This window comes from Actinoplanes sp. SE50/110, assembly GCF_900119315.1.
Lineage (GTDB): Bacteria > Actinomycetota > Actinomycetes > Mycobacteriales > Micromonosporaceae > Actinoplanes.
In genome coordinates this window covers 8,014,619-8,032,811 of record NZ_LT827010.1, presented here as the reverse complement: position 1 = coordinate 8,032,811, position 18,193 = coordinate 8,014,619, and the positions used below count along the sequence as shown (strand labels likewise).

The following is an 18,193-nucleotide window of genomic DNA, read 5'->3' as shown; positions in this document are numbered from 1 at the left end:
CGTCTGGGGGCGCATACGCTTGACCGGTGACCGACTCGAACCAGCCCGCCGTCGTGGCGCGCCGTGCCGGCCGGGTGCTCCTGGTCGATCGGGCCGGGCGCGCCCTGCTGCTGCGCGGCGGTGATCCGGCCCGGCCCGGGCTGCACTGGTGGTTCACCCCGGGCGGCGGCCTGCAGGACGCGGAGAGCACCGTCGAGGCGGCGGCCCGCGAGCTGGCCGAGGAGACCGGGCTGCGGGTGTCGCCCGGCGAACTGGGCGGGCCGATCCGGCACGAGCACGCCGAGTTCTCCTACAACGGGCGCGACTACCGGCAGGAACAGGACTTCTTTCTGCTCCGGGTGGCGGTCTGGCAGGTCGACACGGCGGGGATGGACGCCGAGGAGCGGCTGACCATCACCGAGCACCGGTGGTGGTCGGCGGCCGAGATCGAGGCCAGCGCGGAGCTGATCTATCCGGCCGATCTGGCGGAGTTGCTCCGGTCCCAGGTCGACGGGCCCGCCGCGGCTTCTGAGGGCACCGCGGGCGTCGCGGCTTCCGGGGGCGTCGCGGCTTCCGGGGGCACCGCGGGCGTCGCGGCTTCCGGGGGTGCTGCGGGTGCGGCGGCTGCTTCGGGAGCGCCGGTGCATGCGGCTGACGGCGTACCGGAAATGGGCTTTTGATGTTGGCTCCCGCCCGCACCGTGGTGCGCCGAGAGGCCGGGCTCTACGCGTTGGAGCAGGCGTTGCAGCGGCGCGGTTTCGCGCATGTCGCCGGCGCCGACGAGGCCGGGCGCGGCGCGTGCGCCGGTCCGCTGGTCGCGGCGGCCGCCGTGCTGCCGGCCGGCAAGCGCGGAGAGGTGCCCGGGCTGGCCGATTCCAAGCTGCTCACCGCGGCGGCCCGGGAACGTGTCTACGACGAGGTGGTCAAACGCGCGCTGGCCTGGTCCGTGATGATCATCCCGCCGACCGAGGTGGACGCCCGCGGCCTGCACGTCTGCAACCTGGCGGCGATGCGCCGGGCGCTGGCCTCGCTGACCGTCCGCCCGGAGTACGTGCTGACCGACGGGTTCCCGGTCGACGGGCTCGGCGTGCCGGGCCTCGCGGTGTGGAAGGGCGACCGGGTGGCGGCCTGCGTCGCGGCGGCCAGCGTGCTGGCCAAGGTCACCCGGGACCGGATGATGGTGGAGCTGGACGGGAAATTCCCGGAATACGGCTTCGCCGTGCACAAGGGTTATATAACGGACGAGCACAGTGCCGCGCTGCTGCGGCACGGGCCCTGCGCCGAGCACCGCTTCTCGTATGTGAACGTCGCCGCCGCCTCCGGGCGCGGCAACGTGCCGCCGCGAGCGCGCCGCCCGGCAGCCCGGCCGGCGGACCCCGCGCCGTCGCTGTTCGATGTTTCCGTTACCGAGCCGCTGCTGCTTCCGCGCGCGGCTGAGGGTACCGTCGGCGTGGCGTCGGGCGAGCAGCCTCAGCCGTCGCCGTCGGTGGGGGAAGATGAGGCCATGGAGGGCGAGACACGATGAGCGCAGAGGATCTCGAGAAGTACGAGACCGAGATGGAGCTGCAGCTCTACCGGGAGTACCGCGACATCGTCCGCCAGTTCTCCTACGTCGTGGAGACCGAGCGCCGGTTCTACCTGGCCAACCAGGTGGACCTGCACGTGCGCAACTCCGACGGCGAGGTGTATTTCGAGGTCGAGATGCACGACGCCTGGGTCTGGGACATGTATCGCCCGGCCCGGTTCGTCAAGAACGTGCGGGTGATGACGTTCAAGGACGTCAACGTCGAGGAGCTGGAGAAACCGGACATCTCACTGCCGGACGACGCCGGCTTCGGCGGCTGACGGGTTATCCACAGCGGGGCGTTGTCCACAGGGCGGGTCGCCGGCCGGCGTGCGGCCGGCCAGACTCGCCCTCATGTCTTTCCTGCTCGCCCTCCTGCTGGCCGTCGGACTGCTCGGACTTCCGCACGAGTCGCCGCCGGGTCTGAGATTCGGCTGGCCACTCCTGCCGGCCCGGGTGACGCGGCCCTTCCTGGCGCCCCCGGAGCCGTGGCTCCCCGGGCATCGCGGGGCCGACCTGGCCGGGCAGCCCGGCGATCCGGTGCGGGCGGCCGCGGCCGGCACGGTCGTCTACGCCGCGGTGCTGGCCGGGCGCGGCGTGGTCAGTGTGGCGCACGCCGGCGGGCTGCGCAGCACCTACGAGCCGGTCGACCCGGCGGTCACGGCCGGCTCGACGGTCACCGGCGGCCAATTGCTGGGCCGGCTCGACCCCGGGCATCCGGGATGTCCGGTCGCGGCGTGCCTGCACTGGGGCGTACGCCGCAATGATCTTTATCTTGATCCGTTGATCCTGCTGGGTATCGGGCGGGTGCGGTTGCTACCACTGCCAGTGGTGCAGCAGGCTGGGTAGGCGATCGGCCAGATGGTGATACTCCTCCGGCCGGTTGTAGATCTGCGCGCTCAGCCGCAGCAGCCCCCGGCCGCCCCACGCGTTGATCTGCGTCTCCACCCCGAGCTTGTCGGCGATGTGCCCGCGCAACGCGTGCGCCTCGGGAAAGGTGGTGGCCACCCCGGCCGGCAGCGGCACGATCCGCATCGAGACCCCGGGTCCGCCCGGCTCCGGCAGATCCGCCGGCGCATGACCGAGGGCCGCACCGACCACCCGCTGGCCGTACGCCGCGAGCGCCGCATTGTGCTCCCGGACGACTTCCGGGCCCAGCGTGCGCATCGCGAAGATCCCGGCCGGCGCCGCCAGCCACGGGGTGTAGTCGATCGTCCCCTGGAACTCGACCGACAGCGGGAAACCCTGATCCTGCTCCCAGGAGACGACCAGCGGATCGATCCGCCGCCGCCAGTCCGGCGACACCGCCAGCAGCGACGTGCCGCGCGGCGCCCAACCCCACTTGTGCAGATTCCCCACCCAGAAATCGGCGCCGATCTCCTCCACCCGCACCGGCAGCATGCCCGGCACGTGCGCGCCGTCGACCATCACCGGGATGCCCTGCGCCCGGGCCGCGGCGACGACCTCCCGCACCGGCATCAGCGTGGCCGTCGCCGAGGTCACCTGGTCGATGATCAGCAGCCGGGTGCGTCCCGGCCGCAGCGCCGCCCGCACCCGGGACAGGACCTCCGGCCCGCTCGCGCCGAACGGCACCGCGATCGTCCGGGTCGTCGCCCCGGTCCGCCGGCACTCCCGGCGCACCGCCATCGTCACCGCACCGTAGGCGTGGTCGGTGAGCAGCACCTCGTCCGATTCCTTCAACCGGACCGACTGCAGCACCAGGCTGACCGCGGTGGTGGTGTTCGAGGTGAGCGCGCTGCCCTCCGGGTCGGCGCCGAGGAAAGCGGCCAGATGCCGTCGGGTGTGGATGATCCGGTCCAGCAGGCCCGGGCCGAAGAATCGCATCGGGTTCAGATCCATCTCGTCCCGCAGGCGCTGCTGGGCGCGCTGCACGGTGATCGGCAACGCGCCGAACGACCCGTGGTTGAGATAGGACACCGCCGGATCCAGCGAGAACAGCAACCGCGCCCCGGCAATGGGCTGCGGTGGATCTTCGGCGCTCATGCCTGCGATCGTACGGCTTGGTTACATCCGCCTCCTCAGGACAGTGGCCTGCGGTCGTCCCTCGCGTGGGTCTGGTTTTCGTCGGCCTGGCTCGCGTGCGTGCTGCCGACGGTGGGTTGCCGGTCTCAGGCGCGGGGGTGTGCCTGGTTGAACGCGGCGCGCAGACGTTCGGTGGAGACGTGGGTGTAGATCTGCGTGCTCGCCAGCGAACTGTGCCCGAGCAGTTCCTGCACGGCCCGTAGATCGGCGCCACCGTCCAACAGGTGGGTGGCGGCGGAATGACGCAGATCGTGTGGCTTGGTGTGCGGCAGTCCGGCACGCCGCGCCGCCCCGGCGACGATCCGCCGGACGACGGTGGGCTGCAGACGGCCACCCTTCAAGCCGAGGAACAGCGCGTCGGCGGCGAGCGACCTCCCGGCACGGCGGCCGGTTCGGGCGGGGTTCCGGGCGGGACCGCGTACCGCAAGCCGATGATCACCTGCACCGGCGGCGGCCTGGCCGTCGCCCACCGCCGCAAGCACCGGCCGGCCTAGACGCAACCACGCGGCGAGGGCGTCGCGAGCGGGATGACCGTAGGGGACCGCCCGCTCCTTGCCGCCCTTGCCGAAGACCCGGACGACCTGGCGGTTGTGATCGATGTCGGTCTGATCGAGGTCGCAGAGTTCGCTCACCCGGATCCCGGTGGCATAGAGCAGCTCCAGCACCGCCCGATCCCGGATCGCGACGACATCGCCACCCGCTCTGTCCGCCTCCGTCTCGCCTCTGTCCGCCTCCGTCTCGCCCGCCTCCTGCCCGCTCCCGTCCGGCCCGGTGGCGTCCGCCGCGCTCGCACCTGCCGTATTCGGTTCTCGGCCGGTGCCGGAACCGGGTGGGAGACTGGGCGCGGTGACGAGGGCCACGGCCTGGTCGGCGCGGAGCACGTGCGGCAGGTCGCGGTGGGTGCGAGGACTGGCCAGGCCCGAGCCGGCGTCGGCCGGCGCCAGCCCGATGCGATGCGCCCAGCCGGTGAAGGTGCGGACCGCAGCGGCCCGGCGCGCCTGTGAAGTACGCGCCGCGCCCTCGTCCAACCGCGCCGCCAGCCAGCCGCGCAGCACCGCGATGCCCAGGTCGCCGACCGCCGAACACCCCTGCTCGGCCGCGTGGGCGAGCAACGAGACGACATCCCCGAGATAGGCCCGCACCGTGTGCGCCGACCGGTCCTCGACGACCGCCAGATGATGCCCGAACCGATCCACCGCCTCCCGCAGCGCCGGCGGCAACGCTTCGTGCATCTCGGTCACCCGTTTGGCCCGAGGCCGTCGTCGATAGGCGTCCACGGCGTCCAGTGTGCCGTGTTTTCTTGTCATACCCCGCCCTTAGCTTCAGTCCATGGCGCTTCCAAGGGCGACGACGAACGGGGCGGTGGTGCGGTGCGCGGCATCGTCGGCGGTCGAGATGAGCGGGTTCGCGCTGGTGGTCGGCTGCGGGGCGCGTTCGAGGGCGGCGGCGAGCGGACCGGGGTGGGCGGTTCGGTTCGTGGTGGGCAGGGGTGAGGGGGATGGATCAGGACCGGGTCAGTTGGACGCGGTCGGCGGGATGCACTGTCTCGGTGCCGTCCGCGCTTGTCACGACCAGGACCGGGACGCCTTCGCCCAAGCGGTGTTTGCGTCGCTCGGCGTCGGTCGGCATCCGCGCCCCGGCGCGCTCGCCCCGGGCCAGCGTGACCAGTTGGACCGGCTCGGGCACCCGGACGAACGTCCCCCGCGGCCGATCCACCGTGACGAGCCCCTCGGTCCGCAGCTGCCCGATCGCCTGGCGCACCGTCGTCCGGCTGATCCCGTAATCCTGAGCAAGGCGCAGCTCACTGGGCAGCGGCTCCCCGGGGCCCAGCTCCCCGGACGTGATCCGATCCCGCAGCAGGTCAGCAAGCTGCCGAAACACCGCACGGTCCGCCGAATGATCGATCATGGCAATTATTTTACGTGACCACGATGCTCCATCCCGTTGTACCTACAGAACAATATAACTATGATGGTGATGTCGCACCGGAAAGGCCAGTCCGAACCGGTCGGCAGAGCGGGCGGCGGTTTTGCCAGGCCGGCCTCACGGGGCTGCTGGGCGCGACCCCGCCCGCTCGCCCATCGACCCTGCCGCCTCAAATTCGGTCCCGATCCGCGACCCAGCTCCAGCTCCAGCTCCAGCTCCAGCTCCAGCTCCAGCTCCAGCTCCAGCTGCCGAGCTGCCCCTGCCCCTGCCCCTGCCCCTGCCCCTGCCCCTGCCCCTGCCCCTGCCGGGCTATGGGCTGCAGCGGACTACCGGCGTCAGTAGGCGGTCAGCGGGCTGCGGTCTAGCAGGTGACAGTGGGCTGCGGCGCTGTGGGCGGGCTGCGGCTGCCGGTGGGCTGTGGGCGGGCAATGGGCTGCGGCGTTGCGGGTGGCCAGTGGTCGACAGTGGGCTGCGGCGCTATGGGCGGACGGGGAGCAGTGGGCGGCCGGTGCGTTGTGGGTGGCGCTGCGGGCAACTGCTCTTTGTTTCCAGAACCGGGCCTGCGGGCGCGCTGGGGCAGGGTATTCCTGGCGGGCGCCCGGGACCCTGGCCGGCAGTGACCAGGAGCCCCGGGCGGTCTGGCGTCACGGTGCGGGCGGGTCTGTCCATGCCCAGCCGAGGAAGCGCTGGTACAGGTTCAGCGGCGGCGCGCCGTCGATGATCATGTCTTCCAGCGCGTCGTACATCTGGGCGGACAGGTATATCCGTAGCAGTGACGGAAACGCGCGGTATTCGTGCAGCAGCGTTCCCCGGGCGGTCGAGCAGGGCCATGGCCGCCCGCAGGCCCGGCAGTTCCATTCAGGCCGTTCGCTCACATGGTCGATGTCCTGCGCGGTCGTCAACAGCGTCCCCCGATTTCTGCCCGACCTGCTATGCGGCACGCAGCGCGCCTGGTGGCAGTGCCTCTCATCTCCGATGTTCGGGTTCAGAAGTGAATGCTCAGCGGCCACCTCGCCGGCGATGCATGTGGTTCTTGAACGGGTCGTTGCACACCGTGCGGTACCGCTGCCCGGGCGTCAGGTTTCCGGCGCGGCCCACGTTCGCCTCCGGGTGCCGTGGGCGCGGTTGTGGCACCGCCGCGCGTCCGACCGCGACCGACGGCTGCCCCTCGTCAATGTCGGTTTGTCGGTCGTCGGTGCGGACTTGCTGGTCGGCGGCGTGCACCCGGTCGTCCGGATGGCGTTGCCAGACCTCGGGAGCGACGACGTCGGGAAAACGCGCACGAACGGCGTCGCTGTGGAAGCAGGCGCGGCGACGAGTGGGGCCTTCGGCCAGGTGATGGCCGCCGGAGCCGCCTGTCAGGTGGTGCGAGCCGGAACCGTCGGCCAGGTGATGTCCGCCGGAGCCGTCTGTCGGATGGTGCCCGCCGGGGCCGCCGGATGCGGTGGGAGTAGCCGGGTGGTCGGGACGGCGGGGGATGGATGGGCTGCTCCGGCTTGCGTGGCCGTCCGCGGGAGCGGGATGGCCGGTCAGCGGGCTGCTCCGGCTCGCGTGATCATCTGCCGGAGCAGGGTGGTGGGTCACCGGGCGGCGAAGCTCGTCGCAGGGCCGACGCTGCCGGGGCGCCGCCGCAAGGTGGGGCTTTTGTCGGTCGGGTGGGACATTGTCGAATTTTGCAGGCTCGGGGCGGCTCGGGGTGGAGGTCCGTAACGGGAAGGGTGGGACCGGGGGCGGCACCAGGCGATCGATGCACGGTGCGGGTAGGCCGCAGCGGCACCGACGCCACATGGTGCGCCAGTCACGGCGATGACGTGGGGAAACGGGAACCTGTCCACTTGTCGTGCGACGTCTAGTCATGGCGACGATCGTACTGGCTTGACGACTACCTGTCTCCGGACAAGATGCTGAACGCCTAATTGTCCCGCGCCTACGGTCGATCATGTGGGAGTGAAGCCGATCCGCCTCATGGGCGCACACGAGATTCGCATCCGCCTGGGTGGCGTGAGCCGTCAGCGGGCGTACCAGATCACCAGCCGTGCGGACTTTCCGAAGGCGGTCGCGGATCTGGCTCAGGGCAAAGTCTGGCTGACCGAGGATGTCGAGGCGTGGATGAAGGTTCATCGCCGTGACCTGGATGAATCCGAAGACTGATCGTCTCCGCGCCGTCCGGATCGAGGCGGTCGCCGGGGCGCCCGCCGATCCGGATCGGCGGACACCGGCTGCCTCGCCGGACCGCCGACCTGCCCGGATCTTTTGCGGGTAAGTGGTGGTGGGAGGCGGGATCGGAGCCGCCGAAGTCCACCGTGGACGGCGGTGCCCGCGCGGAGGAAACCGGCATAACGTCCGCCGGAACCGGTGTGCATTCCGTCGATCGAGTGGGTGAGTCCACGTGACTACCCGCCCCTCGTCGCCAGCGTGATGCCCGCCTCGGTCCGGACCACCAGGCCGGCGGCTTCGAGCAGGGACAGGCGTCGCAGCACGGTGCGTACATCCAGCCGGGCCTCCGCCGAGATCTCCTCCGGGGTCGCCGCCCGGCGGCGTGGCAGCGCCTCCAGGATGAGCGCCGACTCCTCGTCCAGCCGGTCCCGGACGCGTTCCCGGCCGCGTGGCGCGGGCTCCAGGAACTCGCCGATCCGGCCGACCTCTTCCAGCACATCGGCGGCGCAGGTGACCAACCGTGCCTGCGGGTTGCCGCGCAACAGTTCGTGGCAGCCGACCGACATGGTCGAGGTCACCGGGCCGGGAACGACCATCGCCGGCCGGTCCAGCGCGATCACCCGGCTCATCGTCTGTGTCGCGCCGCTGCGGGCCGCGGCCTCGACCACCACGGTCCCGGCGGTGGCCGCGGCGATGACCCGGTTCCGGATCAGGAACCGGTGACGCAGCGGATCGGAACCCGGCGGCCACTCACTGACCAGCAGCCCGTGCGCGGCGATCCGGGTGAACGTCGTCGTGTTGGACAGCGGGTAGGGCCGATCCACCCCGCAGGCCAGCACCGCCACGGTGACGCCCCCGGCGGCGAGCGTGCCCTGATGGGCGGCCAGGTCGATGCCGACCGCACCGCCGGACACCACGGTCCACCCCTGTTCGGCGAGACCGTACGCCAGGTCGGCGGCCACATGGACGCCGTAACCCGTCGAAGCCCGCGCCCCGACGACGGCGACCGAGCGTTCCAGCGTCGCGCCGAGCGGTGGCGCCCCGCGCACCCAGAAGCAGAGCGGCGGCCGGGTGTCCCGATTGATCCGGCCCCGAGACTCCATCTCCAGCGTCGCCAGCGCGTCGACCCGGGCCGGCCACTCCGGATCGGCCGGCACGACCAGCCGCGCACCGATCCGCGCGGCCGCTTCGACATTCTCCTCCGCGATCTGCCGGGCGTCACCGGCCCCGCACCGCGCGGCAACCGCCGACCGCAGCGACGTGTCGGGAATGTCCCCAGCCAGCAGCCGCTCCAGCACGACCGGCGCCCCGGCCTGCTGAACCATCTCCCAGACCACCCGGTTCCCCGGCTCCGCCAGCCAGGTCAGCGCCGCCCGCGCCACCCGGTCCGACTCACTCCCCGGCCCGCTCATGCCGACTGCTCCCGGATTGCGAGGTTCTCCCCGGTCCGCAGTTGCAAGGCCTCGGACACGTCATCGGTTGACGGCCGACCGCGCCCGTCGAGATCGGCAACTGTCCAGGCCAAACGAAGGACTCGATCAAAGCCGCGCGCCGAAACTGTGCCGCGGTCAAGCGCCTTTCTCAACACGGCGGTGTCCCGTGCCGGCAACAGCCATGGCTGTCGCCGGAGGGCCGGTCCTGGTACTTCGGCGTTCACTGTCCAGCCGTCGCCCGCCCACCGTTCTGCCGCCGCATTCCGGGCGCGAAGGACTCGTTCCGCGATGGTCTCCGACGACTCGACCGGGGATTCCTGGGTGACCAACTGCGCTGCCCGCATCGGTAGGAGGTCAACTTTGATGTCCACCCGGTCCAGCAGTGGTCCGGAAAGTCGCCCTAGATAGCGACGCCGGATCTGTGGGCTACAGGTACAGCGCTGGTCGGTGGTGGCGCACGGGCAGGGGTTGGCGGCGAGGACCAGCTGGACCTGGGCCGGGTATTCGGTGGTGCCGCGGGCCCGGGCCAGGATCACCCGGCCGCTCTCCAGCGGCTGGCGCAGCGCCTGCAGGGTGGCCCGGGCTATCTCCGGGGCCTCGTCGAGGAAGAGCACGCCGCGGTGGGCCAGGGACAGCGCGCCGGGGCGGGCCAGGCCGCTGCCGCCGCCGATCAGGGACGCCATGCTGGAGCTGTGGTGCGGGGACTGGTAGGGCGGGCGGCGGATCAGGCCGCTGTCCGGGGGGAGCACGCCGGCGATCGACTGCAGGGCGGTGACCTCCAGGGCGGCCTCGTCGCCGAGGGCGGGCAGCAGGGACGGCAGGCGTTCGGCGAGCATCGTCTTGCCGGCGCCGGGTGGGCCGAACAGGGCCAGGTGGTGGCCACCGGCGGCGGCGATCTCCAGGGCGTAGCGGCCGAGCTGCTGGCCCGCGACATCGGCCAGGTCGGGGCCGGTGCGGGCCGGGGGCGGGGACTCCGGGGGTGGTTCGAGCAGGCGGCCGGTGCCGCGGACGAAGTCGACCAGGCGGCGCAGCGAGTCGACGGCGCGGACGGTGACGCCGGGCACCACGGTGGCCTCGCGGGCGTTGCCGAGCGGCACGATCACCTTGGTGATGCCGGCCTGGGCGGCGGCCGCGACCATCGGCAGCACGCCCCGGACCGGGCGGACCGCGCCGTCGAGGCCGAGTTCGCCGAGCAGCACCACCCGGTCCAGCGGGCCGGGTGGCAGCTCGCCGGCACCGGCCAGCAGGGCGGCGGCGATGGCCAGATCGAAGCCGCTGCCGTGTTTGGGCAGGGCGGCCGGCAGCAGGTTGACGGTGATCCGGCGGTTGGGCCACTCGCAGCCGCTGTTCACCACGGCGGCGCGAACCCGGTCGCGGGCCTCGTGCAGCGCGGTGTCGGGCAGGCCGGTCAGGACGACGGCGGGCAGGCCGAGGGAGAGGTCGGCCTCGACCTCGACGAGGCGGCCGGCGACGCCGATCAGGCCGACGCAGAGCACCCGGGCGTAGCTCATCAGAACGCCGCCCTCAGGTGGGTGACGCGGGTGGCGCCGCGCCGCTGCGGGCACACCTCCACCACGTCGAAGCGGATCTGCCGGGCGTGCTCGCCGGACTCGGCCAGCCAGCGCCCGGCGAGCTGGCGCAGTTTGCGTACCTTGCGCGGGTGGACCGCGGCGGCGGGTGGCCCGAAGGTGGCGGTGCGGCGGGTCTTCACCTCGCAGAACACCAGGGTGTCGCCGTCCCGCAGGATCAGGTCGACCTCGCCGTCGGCGCACCGCCAGTTGCGGAAGAGCACCTCCAGCCCGTGTTTCTGCAGATACCGGGCGGCGAGCCGTTCGCCGTACGCCCCGATCGCCTGTCGCTGAGTCGTCATGCCGCGGACGGTGACAGAGTTCGCGGTACCGTCGCGGACGGCCTGTGGACGGCGGGGAAGTGTGGATTACGGCACGCTCACCGCCGCGGTGTGATAAGCACCGCCGTCCGCGGCCCGGCTGGCGGTGGCCTGAGAAAAATCGGCTTGGCGTATGCTGGTCCCCGGCGACCGCCCACGCGGTCGACCTCGCGCGCCCTCCGGCGGTTCCGAGCGCTGTTCCTAGCGCCGGCCGGCGGCGGCGGCCCTCCCTGGTCCCGATGATCTTCGGGTCACCACTGCGGCCACCGACCGGGCGCCAGGACACCCACCGCCGGTGGGTGTGACAACCAGGGAAGATCAGGGAGCACCACCATGGCCGTAGTGACCATGCGTCAGCTGCTGGAGAGCGGTGTCCACTTCGGGCACCAGACCCGGCGCTGGAACCCGAAGATGAAGCGCTTCATCTTCACCGAGCGCAACGGTATCTACATCATCGACCTGCGCCAGACCCTCGACTACATCGAGAAGGCCTACGCGTACGTGCGGGACACCGTCGCGGAGGGTGGCCACATCCTCTTCGTCGGCACCAAGAAGCAGGCGCAGGAGGCCATCGCCGAGCAGGCGACGCGGGTCGGCCAGCCGTACGTGAACCACCGTTGGCTCGGCGGCATGCTGACCAACTTCCAGACCGTGTACAAGCGCCTTCAGCGGATGAAGGAGCTCGAGGCCCTGGGTGACCTGAGCGGCACCGCCGCCGGCTACACCAAGAAGGAGACCCTCCAGCTCTCCCGCGAGAAGGAGAAGCTCACCAAGACCCTCGGTGGTCTGCGTGACATGACCAAGGTGCCGTCGGCGATCTGGGTCGTGGACACCAAGAAGGAGCACATCGCGGTCGACGAGGCCCGGAAGCTCAACATCCCGGTCATCGCGGTGCTGGACACCAACTGTGACCCGGACGAGGTCGACTTCCCGATCCCGGGCAACGACGACGCGATCCGCTCGGCCGAGCTGCTGACCAAGGTCATCGCCGCGGCGGTCGCCGACGGTCTGATCGCCCGGTCCGGCCGCCACCGCGGTGACGCCGACACCAAGCCGGAGGCCGGCACCGTCGCGGCCGGCGAGCCGCTGCCGGAGTGGGAGCGGGACCTGTACGAGGGTGGCGACAAGAAGGCCGCCGAGGCCGCCACCGAGCCGGCCGCTGCTGAGCCGGCCGCCGCCGAGCCGGCCGCTGCCGAGCCGGTTGTCGCCGCCGTCCCCGCCGAGTAAGTCAACCGACACGCTTCCGGCCGCCGCCGTTCGCGCGGCGGCGGCCGATTTCCCGACTGACATCGAGAGAAGAGTCATGGCTAACTACACCGCCGCGGACGTGAAGAAGCTCCGCGAACTCACCGGTGCCGGCATGATGGACTGCAAGAAGGCGCTCGAGGAGTCCGAGGGCGACTTCGACAAGGCCGTCGAGTTCCTGCGCATCAAGGGCGCGAAGGACGTCGGCAAGCGGGCCAGCCGCACCGCGGCGAACGGCATCGTCAGCCACGCGGGCAAGGCTCTGCTCGAGCTGAACTGCGAGACCGACTTCGTCGCCAAGACCCCGGACTTCGTCGCGCTGGGTCAGCGTCTGGTCGAGTTCGGCGAGCAGAACAAGGTGGCGGACGCCGCCGCGCTGCTGGCCGCCACGATCGAGGACGGCAAGACCGTCGCCGATCTGATTCAGGACTACGCCGCGAAGATCGGTGAGAAGATCGTCCTGAACCGCTTCGTGATCCTCGACGGCACCGTCGCGGTCTACCTGCACCGCAAGGCGCAGGACCTGCCGCCGCAGGTCGGCGTCCTCGTGCAGTACACCGGCAAGGACGACGAGGCGGCCGATTCGGACGCCCGCGGCATCGGCATGCAGATCACCGCGATGCGGCCGAAGTACCTGACCCGCGAGGAGGTCCCGGCCGAGGTCGTCGAGTCGGAGCGCCGGATCGCCGAGCAGACCGCTCGCGAGGAGGGCAAGCCGGAGCAGGCGATCTCCAAGATCGTCGACGGCCGGGTGAACTCCTTCTTCAAGGACTTCGTCCTGCTGGAGCAGGCTTCGGTCGTCGACAACAAGAAGACGGTCAAGCAGATCGCCACCGAGGCCGGTATCGAGCTCACCCGGTTCGTCCGGTACGAGGTCGGCCAGGAGTAAGGCTCCGTAACGTCATGGCACGGGAGGTCGGGTACGCGATTGAGCGTCCGGCCTCCCGGTCGCATAAGGTCTCCTGCAGAAAGTGAAGGGAAGGCGGGTCTCATGACGATGGTGACCGAGCAGTCCGCCACGGTCGACGAGAACCCGCCGGCCATGCGGCCGCGCCGGGTCGTTTTGAAGCTGTCCGGTGAGGTGTTCGGCGGCGGCGCGGTCGGCGTCGACCCCGACGTCGTGCAGGCGCTGGCCAAGCAGATCGCCACGGTGAACCGGCGCGGCATCCAGGTGGCCGTGGTGGTCGGCGGTGGCAATTTCTTCCGCGGCGCCGAGCTGCAGAAGCGCGGCATGGACCGCAACCGCGCCGACTACATGGGCATGCTGGGCACGGTGATGAACTGCCTGGCCCTCCAGGACTTCCTGGAGAAGGAGGGCATCGAGACCCGGGTCCAGACGGCCATCCACATGGCCCAGGTCGCCGAGCCGTACATCCCGCTGCGCGCCATCCGGCACCTGGAGAAGGGCCGTGTCGTGATCTTCGGCGCCGGCGCCGGCATGCCGTACTTCTCCACCGACACGGTGACCGCCCAGCGCGCGCTGGAGATCCACGCCGACATGGTGCTGATGAGCAAGAACGGCGTCGACGGGGTGTACACCGCCGATCCCCGGATCGATCCGGACGCCCGCAAGCTGGAGAACATCACCTTCCAGGAGATCCTGCAGCGCGGGCTGCGGGTGGCCGACCAGGCCGCGTTCAGCCTGTGCGAGGAGAACAAACTTCCGATGCTGGTCTTCGGCGCCGACGGCGACGACACCATCGTGCGCGCGTGCGCCGGCGAGAAGATCGGCACGCTGATCACCGCCTGAGGCGCGCGAAGCACCCTGTGAACCAGCGGCCGACCCCGACATCCCGCACCACCGAAGACAGCAAGGAGGCGTGAAGAGCCGGTGATCGAGGAAATCCTCTTCGAGGCAGAAGAGAAGATGGACAGCGCGGTCGAGCACGCCAAGGAGGAGTTCGCCGCCATCCGGACCGGCCGGGCCACCCCGGCGATGTTCTCGAAGATCCTGGTGGACTACTACGGCGCGCCCACGCCGGTGACCCAGATGGCCTCGGTCGGCGTCCCGGAGCCGCGGATGGTCATCGTCAAGCCGTACGACAACACGCAGCTCGGCCCGATCGAGCGCGCCATCCGTGACTCGGACCTCGGGGTCAACCCCAACAACGAGGGCACCCAGCTGCGCATCCACCTGCCGCAGATGACCGAGGAGCGCCGCCGCGACATGATCAAGGTGGCCCGCGGCAAGGCCGAGGAGGGCCGGGTGGCGATCCGCAACGTGCGCCGCAAGGCCAAGGAGCAGATCGACAAGCTGGTCAAGGACGGCGAGACCGGCGAGGATGAGGGCCGTCGCGCCGAGAAGGAGCTCGACGACACCACGCACCGGTACGTCTCGGTCGTCGACGAACTGGTCAAACACAAGGAAGCCGAGCTGCTCGAAGTCTGATGTCCTACCTCGATCCGCGTGCCGGGCAGAATTCCGGCGACACCTACGCCGAGCCGGCGTACCAGAATCCCGCCTGGCACGCGGACGAGCGGGCGCCCGACCCGATGAACCACGCGGACGAGAAGGCGCCCGACCCGATGAACAGTGACGACGAGTCCCGGCGCGGGCCCGGCAAGCGCCGGGCCGGCCGGGGGCGCAAGCCGGAGGGCAAGAGCCGCGCCGGTCGCAATCTGCCGGCCGCGATCGCGGTCGGCCTGAGCCTGGGCCTGGTCGTCCTGGCCTCGTTGCTGGTCTGGTCGCCGGCCCTGCTCGGCGTGGTGGTCCTGGCCGCCGGCGTCGGGGTCTGGGAGACCAGCCGCGCCCTGTCGGTGACCGGTGCCCGGCCGCCGGTGATCCCGCTGATCGCCGGCACCGCCGTGATGACCGGCCTGGCGTGGTACGAGGGCGCCGACGCGCTCACCGTGGGACTGGTCGTCACGATCGGCGCCGCGGTGCTGTGGCGCCTGGCCGACGGTGTCGCGGCTGTCCGGCGGGACTTCACCTCGATCGTCCTGATCGCCGTCTACGTGCCGTTCCTGCTGAGCTTCGCGGCGATGCTGGTCCGCCCGGAGGACGACGGCCAGTGGCGGGTGCTGGCCACCGTGGTCGCCGTGGTGCTCTCCGACACGGGTGGTTACGCCGCCGGCGTCTTCCTCGGCAAGCACCCGATGGCCCCGAAGATCAGCCCGAAGAAGTCCTGGGAGGGCTTCGCCGGTTCGATCACCGCGTCGGCGATCGGCAGCGGCGCCCTGCTGTTCTTCCTGATGCACGTCCCGGTGTACTACGGCCTGCTGTTCGGCGCGGTGCTGTCGGTGGTGGCGGTGCTGGGCGACCTGGCCGAGTCGATGCTCAAGCGTGACCTCGGCATTAAGGACATGAGCAACCTGCTGCCCGGCCATGGCGGACTGATGGACCGGCTGGACTCCATCCTCTTCGCGGTGCCCACGGCCTACCTGCTCTTCGCGATCATCGCGCCGAACTAGCCATGGGCGACCTACCCGTGACGCGTGGGAGACTGGAGACGCCATGACGATTCTTCCGGTCATCCCGATCAGCCCCGACCAGCCTGACGCGGTCACCACCCGCCGCCGCCCCAGCATGCCGCCGCGCCATCTCGCCGACCTCGACCTCGCCGCCCGCAAGAGCGCGATGGCCGACCTCGGCGAGCCGGCCTTCCGGGCCAAGCAGCTCTCCACCCACTACTTCGGCCGCCTGGTGCGTGACGCCGCCGCGATGACCGACCTGCCGTCGGCCACCCGGGACAAGCTCACCGCCAGCCTGCTGCCCACGCTGCTGCACCCGGTCCGCGAGCAGGCCTGCGACGACGGCGCCACCCGCAAGACGCTGTGGCGCCTGCACGACGGTTCGCTGGTGGAGAGCGTGCTGATGGGTTATCCCGACCGGGTCACCGCCTGCGTGTCGAGCCAGGCCGGCTGTGGCATGGCCTGCCCGTTCTGCGCCACCGGCCAGCAGGGTCTGACCCGCAACCTGTCGGTGGCCGAGATCGTCGACCAGGTGGTCTATCTTGCCGGGGTGGCCGCCTCGGGCGCGGTGACCGGCTCGCCGCCCCGGCTGTCCCGGGTTGTTTTCATGGGGATGGGTGAGCCGTTGGCCAACTATCCCCGGGTGATCGAGGCGGTCCGCCGCCTGACGGCCCCCGCTCCGGAGGGGCTCGGGCTCTCACAACGGCACATCACCGTGTCGACGGTGGGTTTGGTGCCCGCAATGCGCCGGTTGATCGCCGAACAGCTCTCCGTGACTCTTGCGCTGTCACTGCATGCCCCCGATGATGATCTGCGCGATGAGCTTGTGCCCGTCAACCAGCGTTGGAAGGTGGCCGAGGTGCTCGATGCCGCGTTTGATTACGCGGCGCAGACCGGTCGCCGGGTCTCCATCGAGTACGCCCTGATCCGGGACGTAAACGATCAACCCTGGCGTGCCGACCTGCTTGGCCGCCTACTGCACGGCAAGCTGGCCCATGTGAATCTCATCCCGCTCAACCCCACCCCGGGCAGCAAGTGGGATGCCAGCCCGAAACCGGTCGAACGGGAGTTCGTCCGGCGGCTGCGGGAGGCCGGCGTGGCGGCCACGGTGCGCGACACCCGGGGCCGCGAGATCGACGGCGCCTGTGGTCAGCTGGCCGCCGGGGAGTTGACGCAGGCGGGCGCAGTGGGCGTCGCAGCCGACGCGGAGGTGGCACAGTGACTGGGCGGACGTCCCAGCGAGCGGAGTGGGAGACGTTGTGACGAGTCAGGGACAGCGTTTCCGGCGGCGCGCACTGCGCCGGGGCTACAAGGTCGACGAGGTCGACGCCTTCCTGGACCGGGTCGAGGCGACCCTCGCCGGTGAGCAGGTCGGCCCGCCGGTCGGCGCCCAGGAGGTGCACGACGTCGTCTTCCGGGTGCGCTTCGGCGGCTACGACGAGTGGCAGGTGGACCTGCACCTCGACCGGGTGGAGCGGCAGCTCGCCGAGTTCGAGGAGCGGGGCGGCCGCCCGGTCGACCCGATGCGTGACTCGATGCGCAGTGGCCTGACCGCCGACCGCACCGGCGGCTTCGACCGCGGTGAGATGGACCGCACCGGCGGTTTCGACCGGACCGGTGGCTTCGACCGGGCCGGCGCGGCCGGTCAGCCTTCGGGTCCGCCGGCGATGTCCGGTCCCCCGTCCCGCAACGGTGGCATGGCCGGTGCGGGCATGGGCGGGCCGGGGCCGAACGGTCCGCAGTTCGGTGGTCCCGGTGGCCCGGGTGGCCCCGGTATGGGCCAGCAGCAGTACGGCAACCCCGGGATGAACGCCGGCATGGCGCAGACCGAGCGGCTGCCCGCCCCGATCCGCGACGACCGGATGATGCCGCCGCCGATGGGTGGCCAGCAGCTGCCGCAGCGCCCGCAGATGCAGCAACCCGACCCGTATGGCGGCCGTTACGACGAGCCGACCTCCTACGGCGGTCAGCCGCAGCTGCCGCAGCGCGGCGCCCCGCAGGGCTATGACCAGGGCGGCTACGACGAGCCGACCTCGTATGCCGGTTTCGAGCCGGGCCGGCACGGCCGCACCGACATGACCGCCGAGATCCGGATGCCGGACCGGGACCCGCGGGGTGGCTACGGCGGCCCGCCGATGCCGCCCGGCCCGCCGATGGGTGGCGGCCCGATGCAGCAGCCTCCGGCCGGGATGCCGGGTTCGCCGATGTCGGGTGCCCCGATGAGCGGCCCACCCGGCGGGTACGGACAGCCGCAGCAGCCGCAGCTCGGCCCGCCGATCGGCGAGCCGGGTGGCGAGCTGTACCGCGTCGACCAGTTGCGCCGCACGTTCCAGCCGCGACGGTTCGGCAGCGGTTACGACCCGATGCAGGTGGACCGGCTGTTCGAGGGCATCCTGCAGGCGATGACCGGGCGGGGCCCGATGCCGGTGAACGTGGGCGAGCTGGACATGCTGCAGTTCGGCCTGGTACCCAACGGCTACTTCGAGGCCGAGGTCGACGCCGCACTGCGCGAGGTCAAGGACATCCTGACCCGGCACCGGTGAAAGA

19 protein-coding genes are annotated in these 18,193 nt (G+C 71.2%); 12 read left to right on the top strand and 7 right to left on the bottom strand.

Going from position 1 to position 18,193, the window contains the following annotated elements; translation table 11 throughout:
- Window positions 1–26 precede the first annotated feature (26 nt).
- The 4 genes from ACSP50_RS35810 (at window position 27) to ACSP50_RS35795 (ending at window position 2,392) form a co-directional block, all read left to right on the top strand.
- Window positions 27–659, top strand: coding sequence for an NUDIX hydrolase (locus ACSP50_RS35810; RefSeq protein WP_014694217.1), 633 nt, complete (start codon window positions 27–29; stop codon window positions 657–659).
- Entirely contained in the window at window positions 659–1,504 is an 846-nt protein-coding gene (locus ACSP50_RS35805; RefSeq protein WP_014694216.1) for a ribonuclease HII, read from the top strand. Before ACSP50_RS35810 ends, ACSP50_RS35805 begins: the two co-directional genes overlap by 1 nt.
- Entirely contained in the window at window positions 1,501–1,824 is a 324-nt protein-coding gene (locus tag ACSP50_RS35800) for a DUF2469 domain-containing protein (RefSeq protein ID WP_014447123.1), read from the top strand. The genes ACSP50_RS35805 and ACSP50_RS35800 overlap by 4 nt, the downstream gene beginning before the upstream one ends.
- Before the next feature lie 73 nt (window positions 1,825–1,897).
- Window positions 1,898–2,392, top strand: a complete 495-nt coding sequence (locus tag ACSP50_RS35795) for a M23 family metallopeptidase (protein WP_014694215.1) — start codon at window positions 1,898–1,900, stop codon at window positions 2,390–2,392.
- On the opposite strand, the gene ACSP50_RS35790 is transcribed toward ACSP50_RS35795, so the two are convergent.
- From ACSP50_RS35790 to ACSP50_RS35775, 4 genes are all read right to left on the bottom strand, one after another.
- Window positions 2,360–3,547, bottom strand: coding sequence for an aminotransferase class V-fold PLP-dependent enzyme (locus ACSP50_RS35790; protein ID WP_014694214.1), 1,188 nt, complete (start codon window positions 3,545–3,547; stop codon window positions 2,360–2,362). The two genes, ACSP50_RS35795 and ACSP50_RS35790, sit on opposite strands and share 33 nt — an antisense overlap.
- 125 nt (window positions 3,548–3,672) lie before the next feature.
- Window positions 3,673–4,893, bottom strand: a complete 1,221-nt coding sequence (locus ACSP50_RS35785; protein ID WP_014694213.1) for a tyrosine recombinase XerC — start codon at window positions 4,891–4,893, stop codon at window positions 3,673–3,675.
- A 196-nt stretch (window positions 4,894–5,089) separates the two neighbouring features.
- Window positions 5,090–5,494 carry a winged helix-turn-helix domain-containing protein gene (locus tag ACSP50_RS35780; RefSeq protein ID WP_014694212.1) on the bottom strand — a complete coding sequence of 135 codons (405 nt, stop codon included), beginning with the start codon at window positions 5,492–5,494 and terminating at the stop codon, window positions 5,090–5,092.
- 662 nt (window positions 5,495–6,156) lie between these two features.
- The gene (locus ACSP50_RS35775) at window positions 6,157–6,414 is read right to left on the bottom strand and encodes a hypothetical protein (protein ID WP_231956785.1); all 258 of its coding nucleotides are present in this window, start codon (window positions 6,412–6,414) and stop codon (window positions 6,157–6,159) included.
- 1,063 nt (window positions 6,415–7,477) lie between these two features.
- Between ACSP50_RS35775 and ACSP50_RS35765 the strand changes: the two genes are divergently transcribed.
- Window positions 7,478–7,663: a hypothetical protein gene (locus ACSP50_RS35765; protein WP_014694209.1), complete on the top strand. Its 186-nt coding sequence runs from the start codon at window positions 7,478–7,480 to the stop codon at window positions 7,661–7,663.
- Between the two features lie 242 nt (window positions 7,664–7,905).
- On the opposite strand, the gene ACSP50_RS35760 is transcribed toward ACSP50_RS35765, so the two are convergent.
- From ACSP50_RS35760 to ACSP50_RS35750, 3 genes are read right to left on the bottom strand one after another with little or no spacing between them, the layout of a single operon-like run.
- Entirely contained in the window at window positions 7,906–9,081 is a 1,176-nt protein-coding gene (locus tag ACSP50_RS35760) for a DNA-processing protein DprA (protein ID WP_014694208.1), read from the bottom strand.
- Entirely contained in the window at window positions 9,078–10,613 is a 1,536-nt protein-coding gene (locus ACSP50_RS35755; RefSeq protein WP_014694207.1) for a YifB family Mg chelatase-like AAA ATPase, read from the bottom strand. Before ACSP50_RS35755 ends, ACSP50_RS35760 begins: the two co-directional genes overlap by 4 nt.
- Window positions 10,613–10,972 carry a YraN family protein gene (locus ACSP50_RS35750; protein ID WP_014694206.1) on the bottom strand — a complete coding sequence of 120 codons (360 nt, stop codon included), beginning with the start codon at window positions 10,970–10,972 and terminating at the stop codon, window positions 10,613–10,615. Before ACSP50_RS35750 ends, ACSP50_RS35755 begins: the two co-directional genes overlap by 1 nt.
- Window positions 10,973–11,323: 351 nt before the next feature.
- On the opposite strand from ACSP50_RS35750, the gene rpsB reads away from it, so the two are divergent.
- The 7 genes from rpsB (at window position 11,324) to ACSP50_RS35715 (ending at window position 18,189) form a co-directional block, all read left to right on the top strand.
- Window positions 11,324–12,217: a 30S ribosomal protein S2 gene (rpsB, locus tag ACSP50_RS35745; RefSeq protein WP_014694205.1), complete on the top strand. Its 894-nt coding sequence runs from the start codon at window positions 11,324–11,326 to the stop codon at window positions 12,215–12,217.
- Between the two features lie 76 nt (window positions 12,218–12,293).
- Entirely contained in the window at window positions 12,294–13,124 is an 831-nt protein-coding gene (tsf, locus tag ACSP50_RS35740; protein WP_014694204.1) for a translation elongation factor Ts, read from the top strand.
- Between the two features lie 108 nt (window positions 13,125–13,232).
- The gene (gene pyrH / locus ACSP50_RS35735) at window positions 13,233–13,985 is read left to right on the top strand and encodes a UMP kinase (RefSeq protein ID WP_172898922.1); all 753 of its coding nucleotides are present in this window, start codon (window positions 13,233–13,235) and stop codon (window positions 13,983–13,985) included.
- 81 nt (window positions 13,986–14,066) lie between these two features.
- Window positions 14,067–14,624, top strand: a complete 558-nt coding sequence (gene frr, locus ACSP50_RS35730; protein WP_014694202.1) for a ribosome recycling factor — start codon at window positions 14,067–14,069, stop codon at window positions 14,622–14,624.
- The gene (locus ACSP50_RS35725; RefSeq protein WP_014694201.1) at window positions 14,624–15,646 is read left to right on the top strand and encodes a phosphatidate cytidylyltransferase; all 1,023 of its coding nucleotides are present in this window, start codon (window positions 14,624–14,626) and stop codon (window positions 15,644–15,646) included. The genes frr and ACSP50_RS35725 overlap by 1 nt, the downstream gene beginning before the upstream one ends.
- A gap of 43 nt (window positions 15,647–15,689) precedes the next feature.
- Entirely contained in the window at window positions 15,690–16,868 is a 1,179-nt protein-coding gene (gene rlmN, locus ACSP50_RS35720; protein ID WP_014694200.1) for a 23S rRNA (adenine(2503)-C(2))-methyltransferase RlmN, read from the top strand.
- A 37-nt stretch (window positions 16,869–16,905) separates the two neighbouring features.
- Window positions 16,906–18,189 carry a DivIVA domain-containing protein gene (locus ACSP50_RS35715; RefSeq protein WP_014694199.1) on the top strand — a complete coding sequence of 428 codons (1,284 nt, stop codon included), beginning with the start codon at window positions 16,906–16,908 and terminating at the stop codon, window positions 18,187–18,189.
- Window positions 18,190–18,193: the final 4 nt, after the last annotated feature.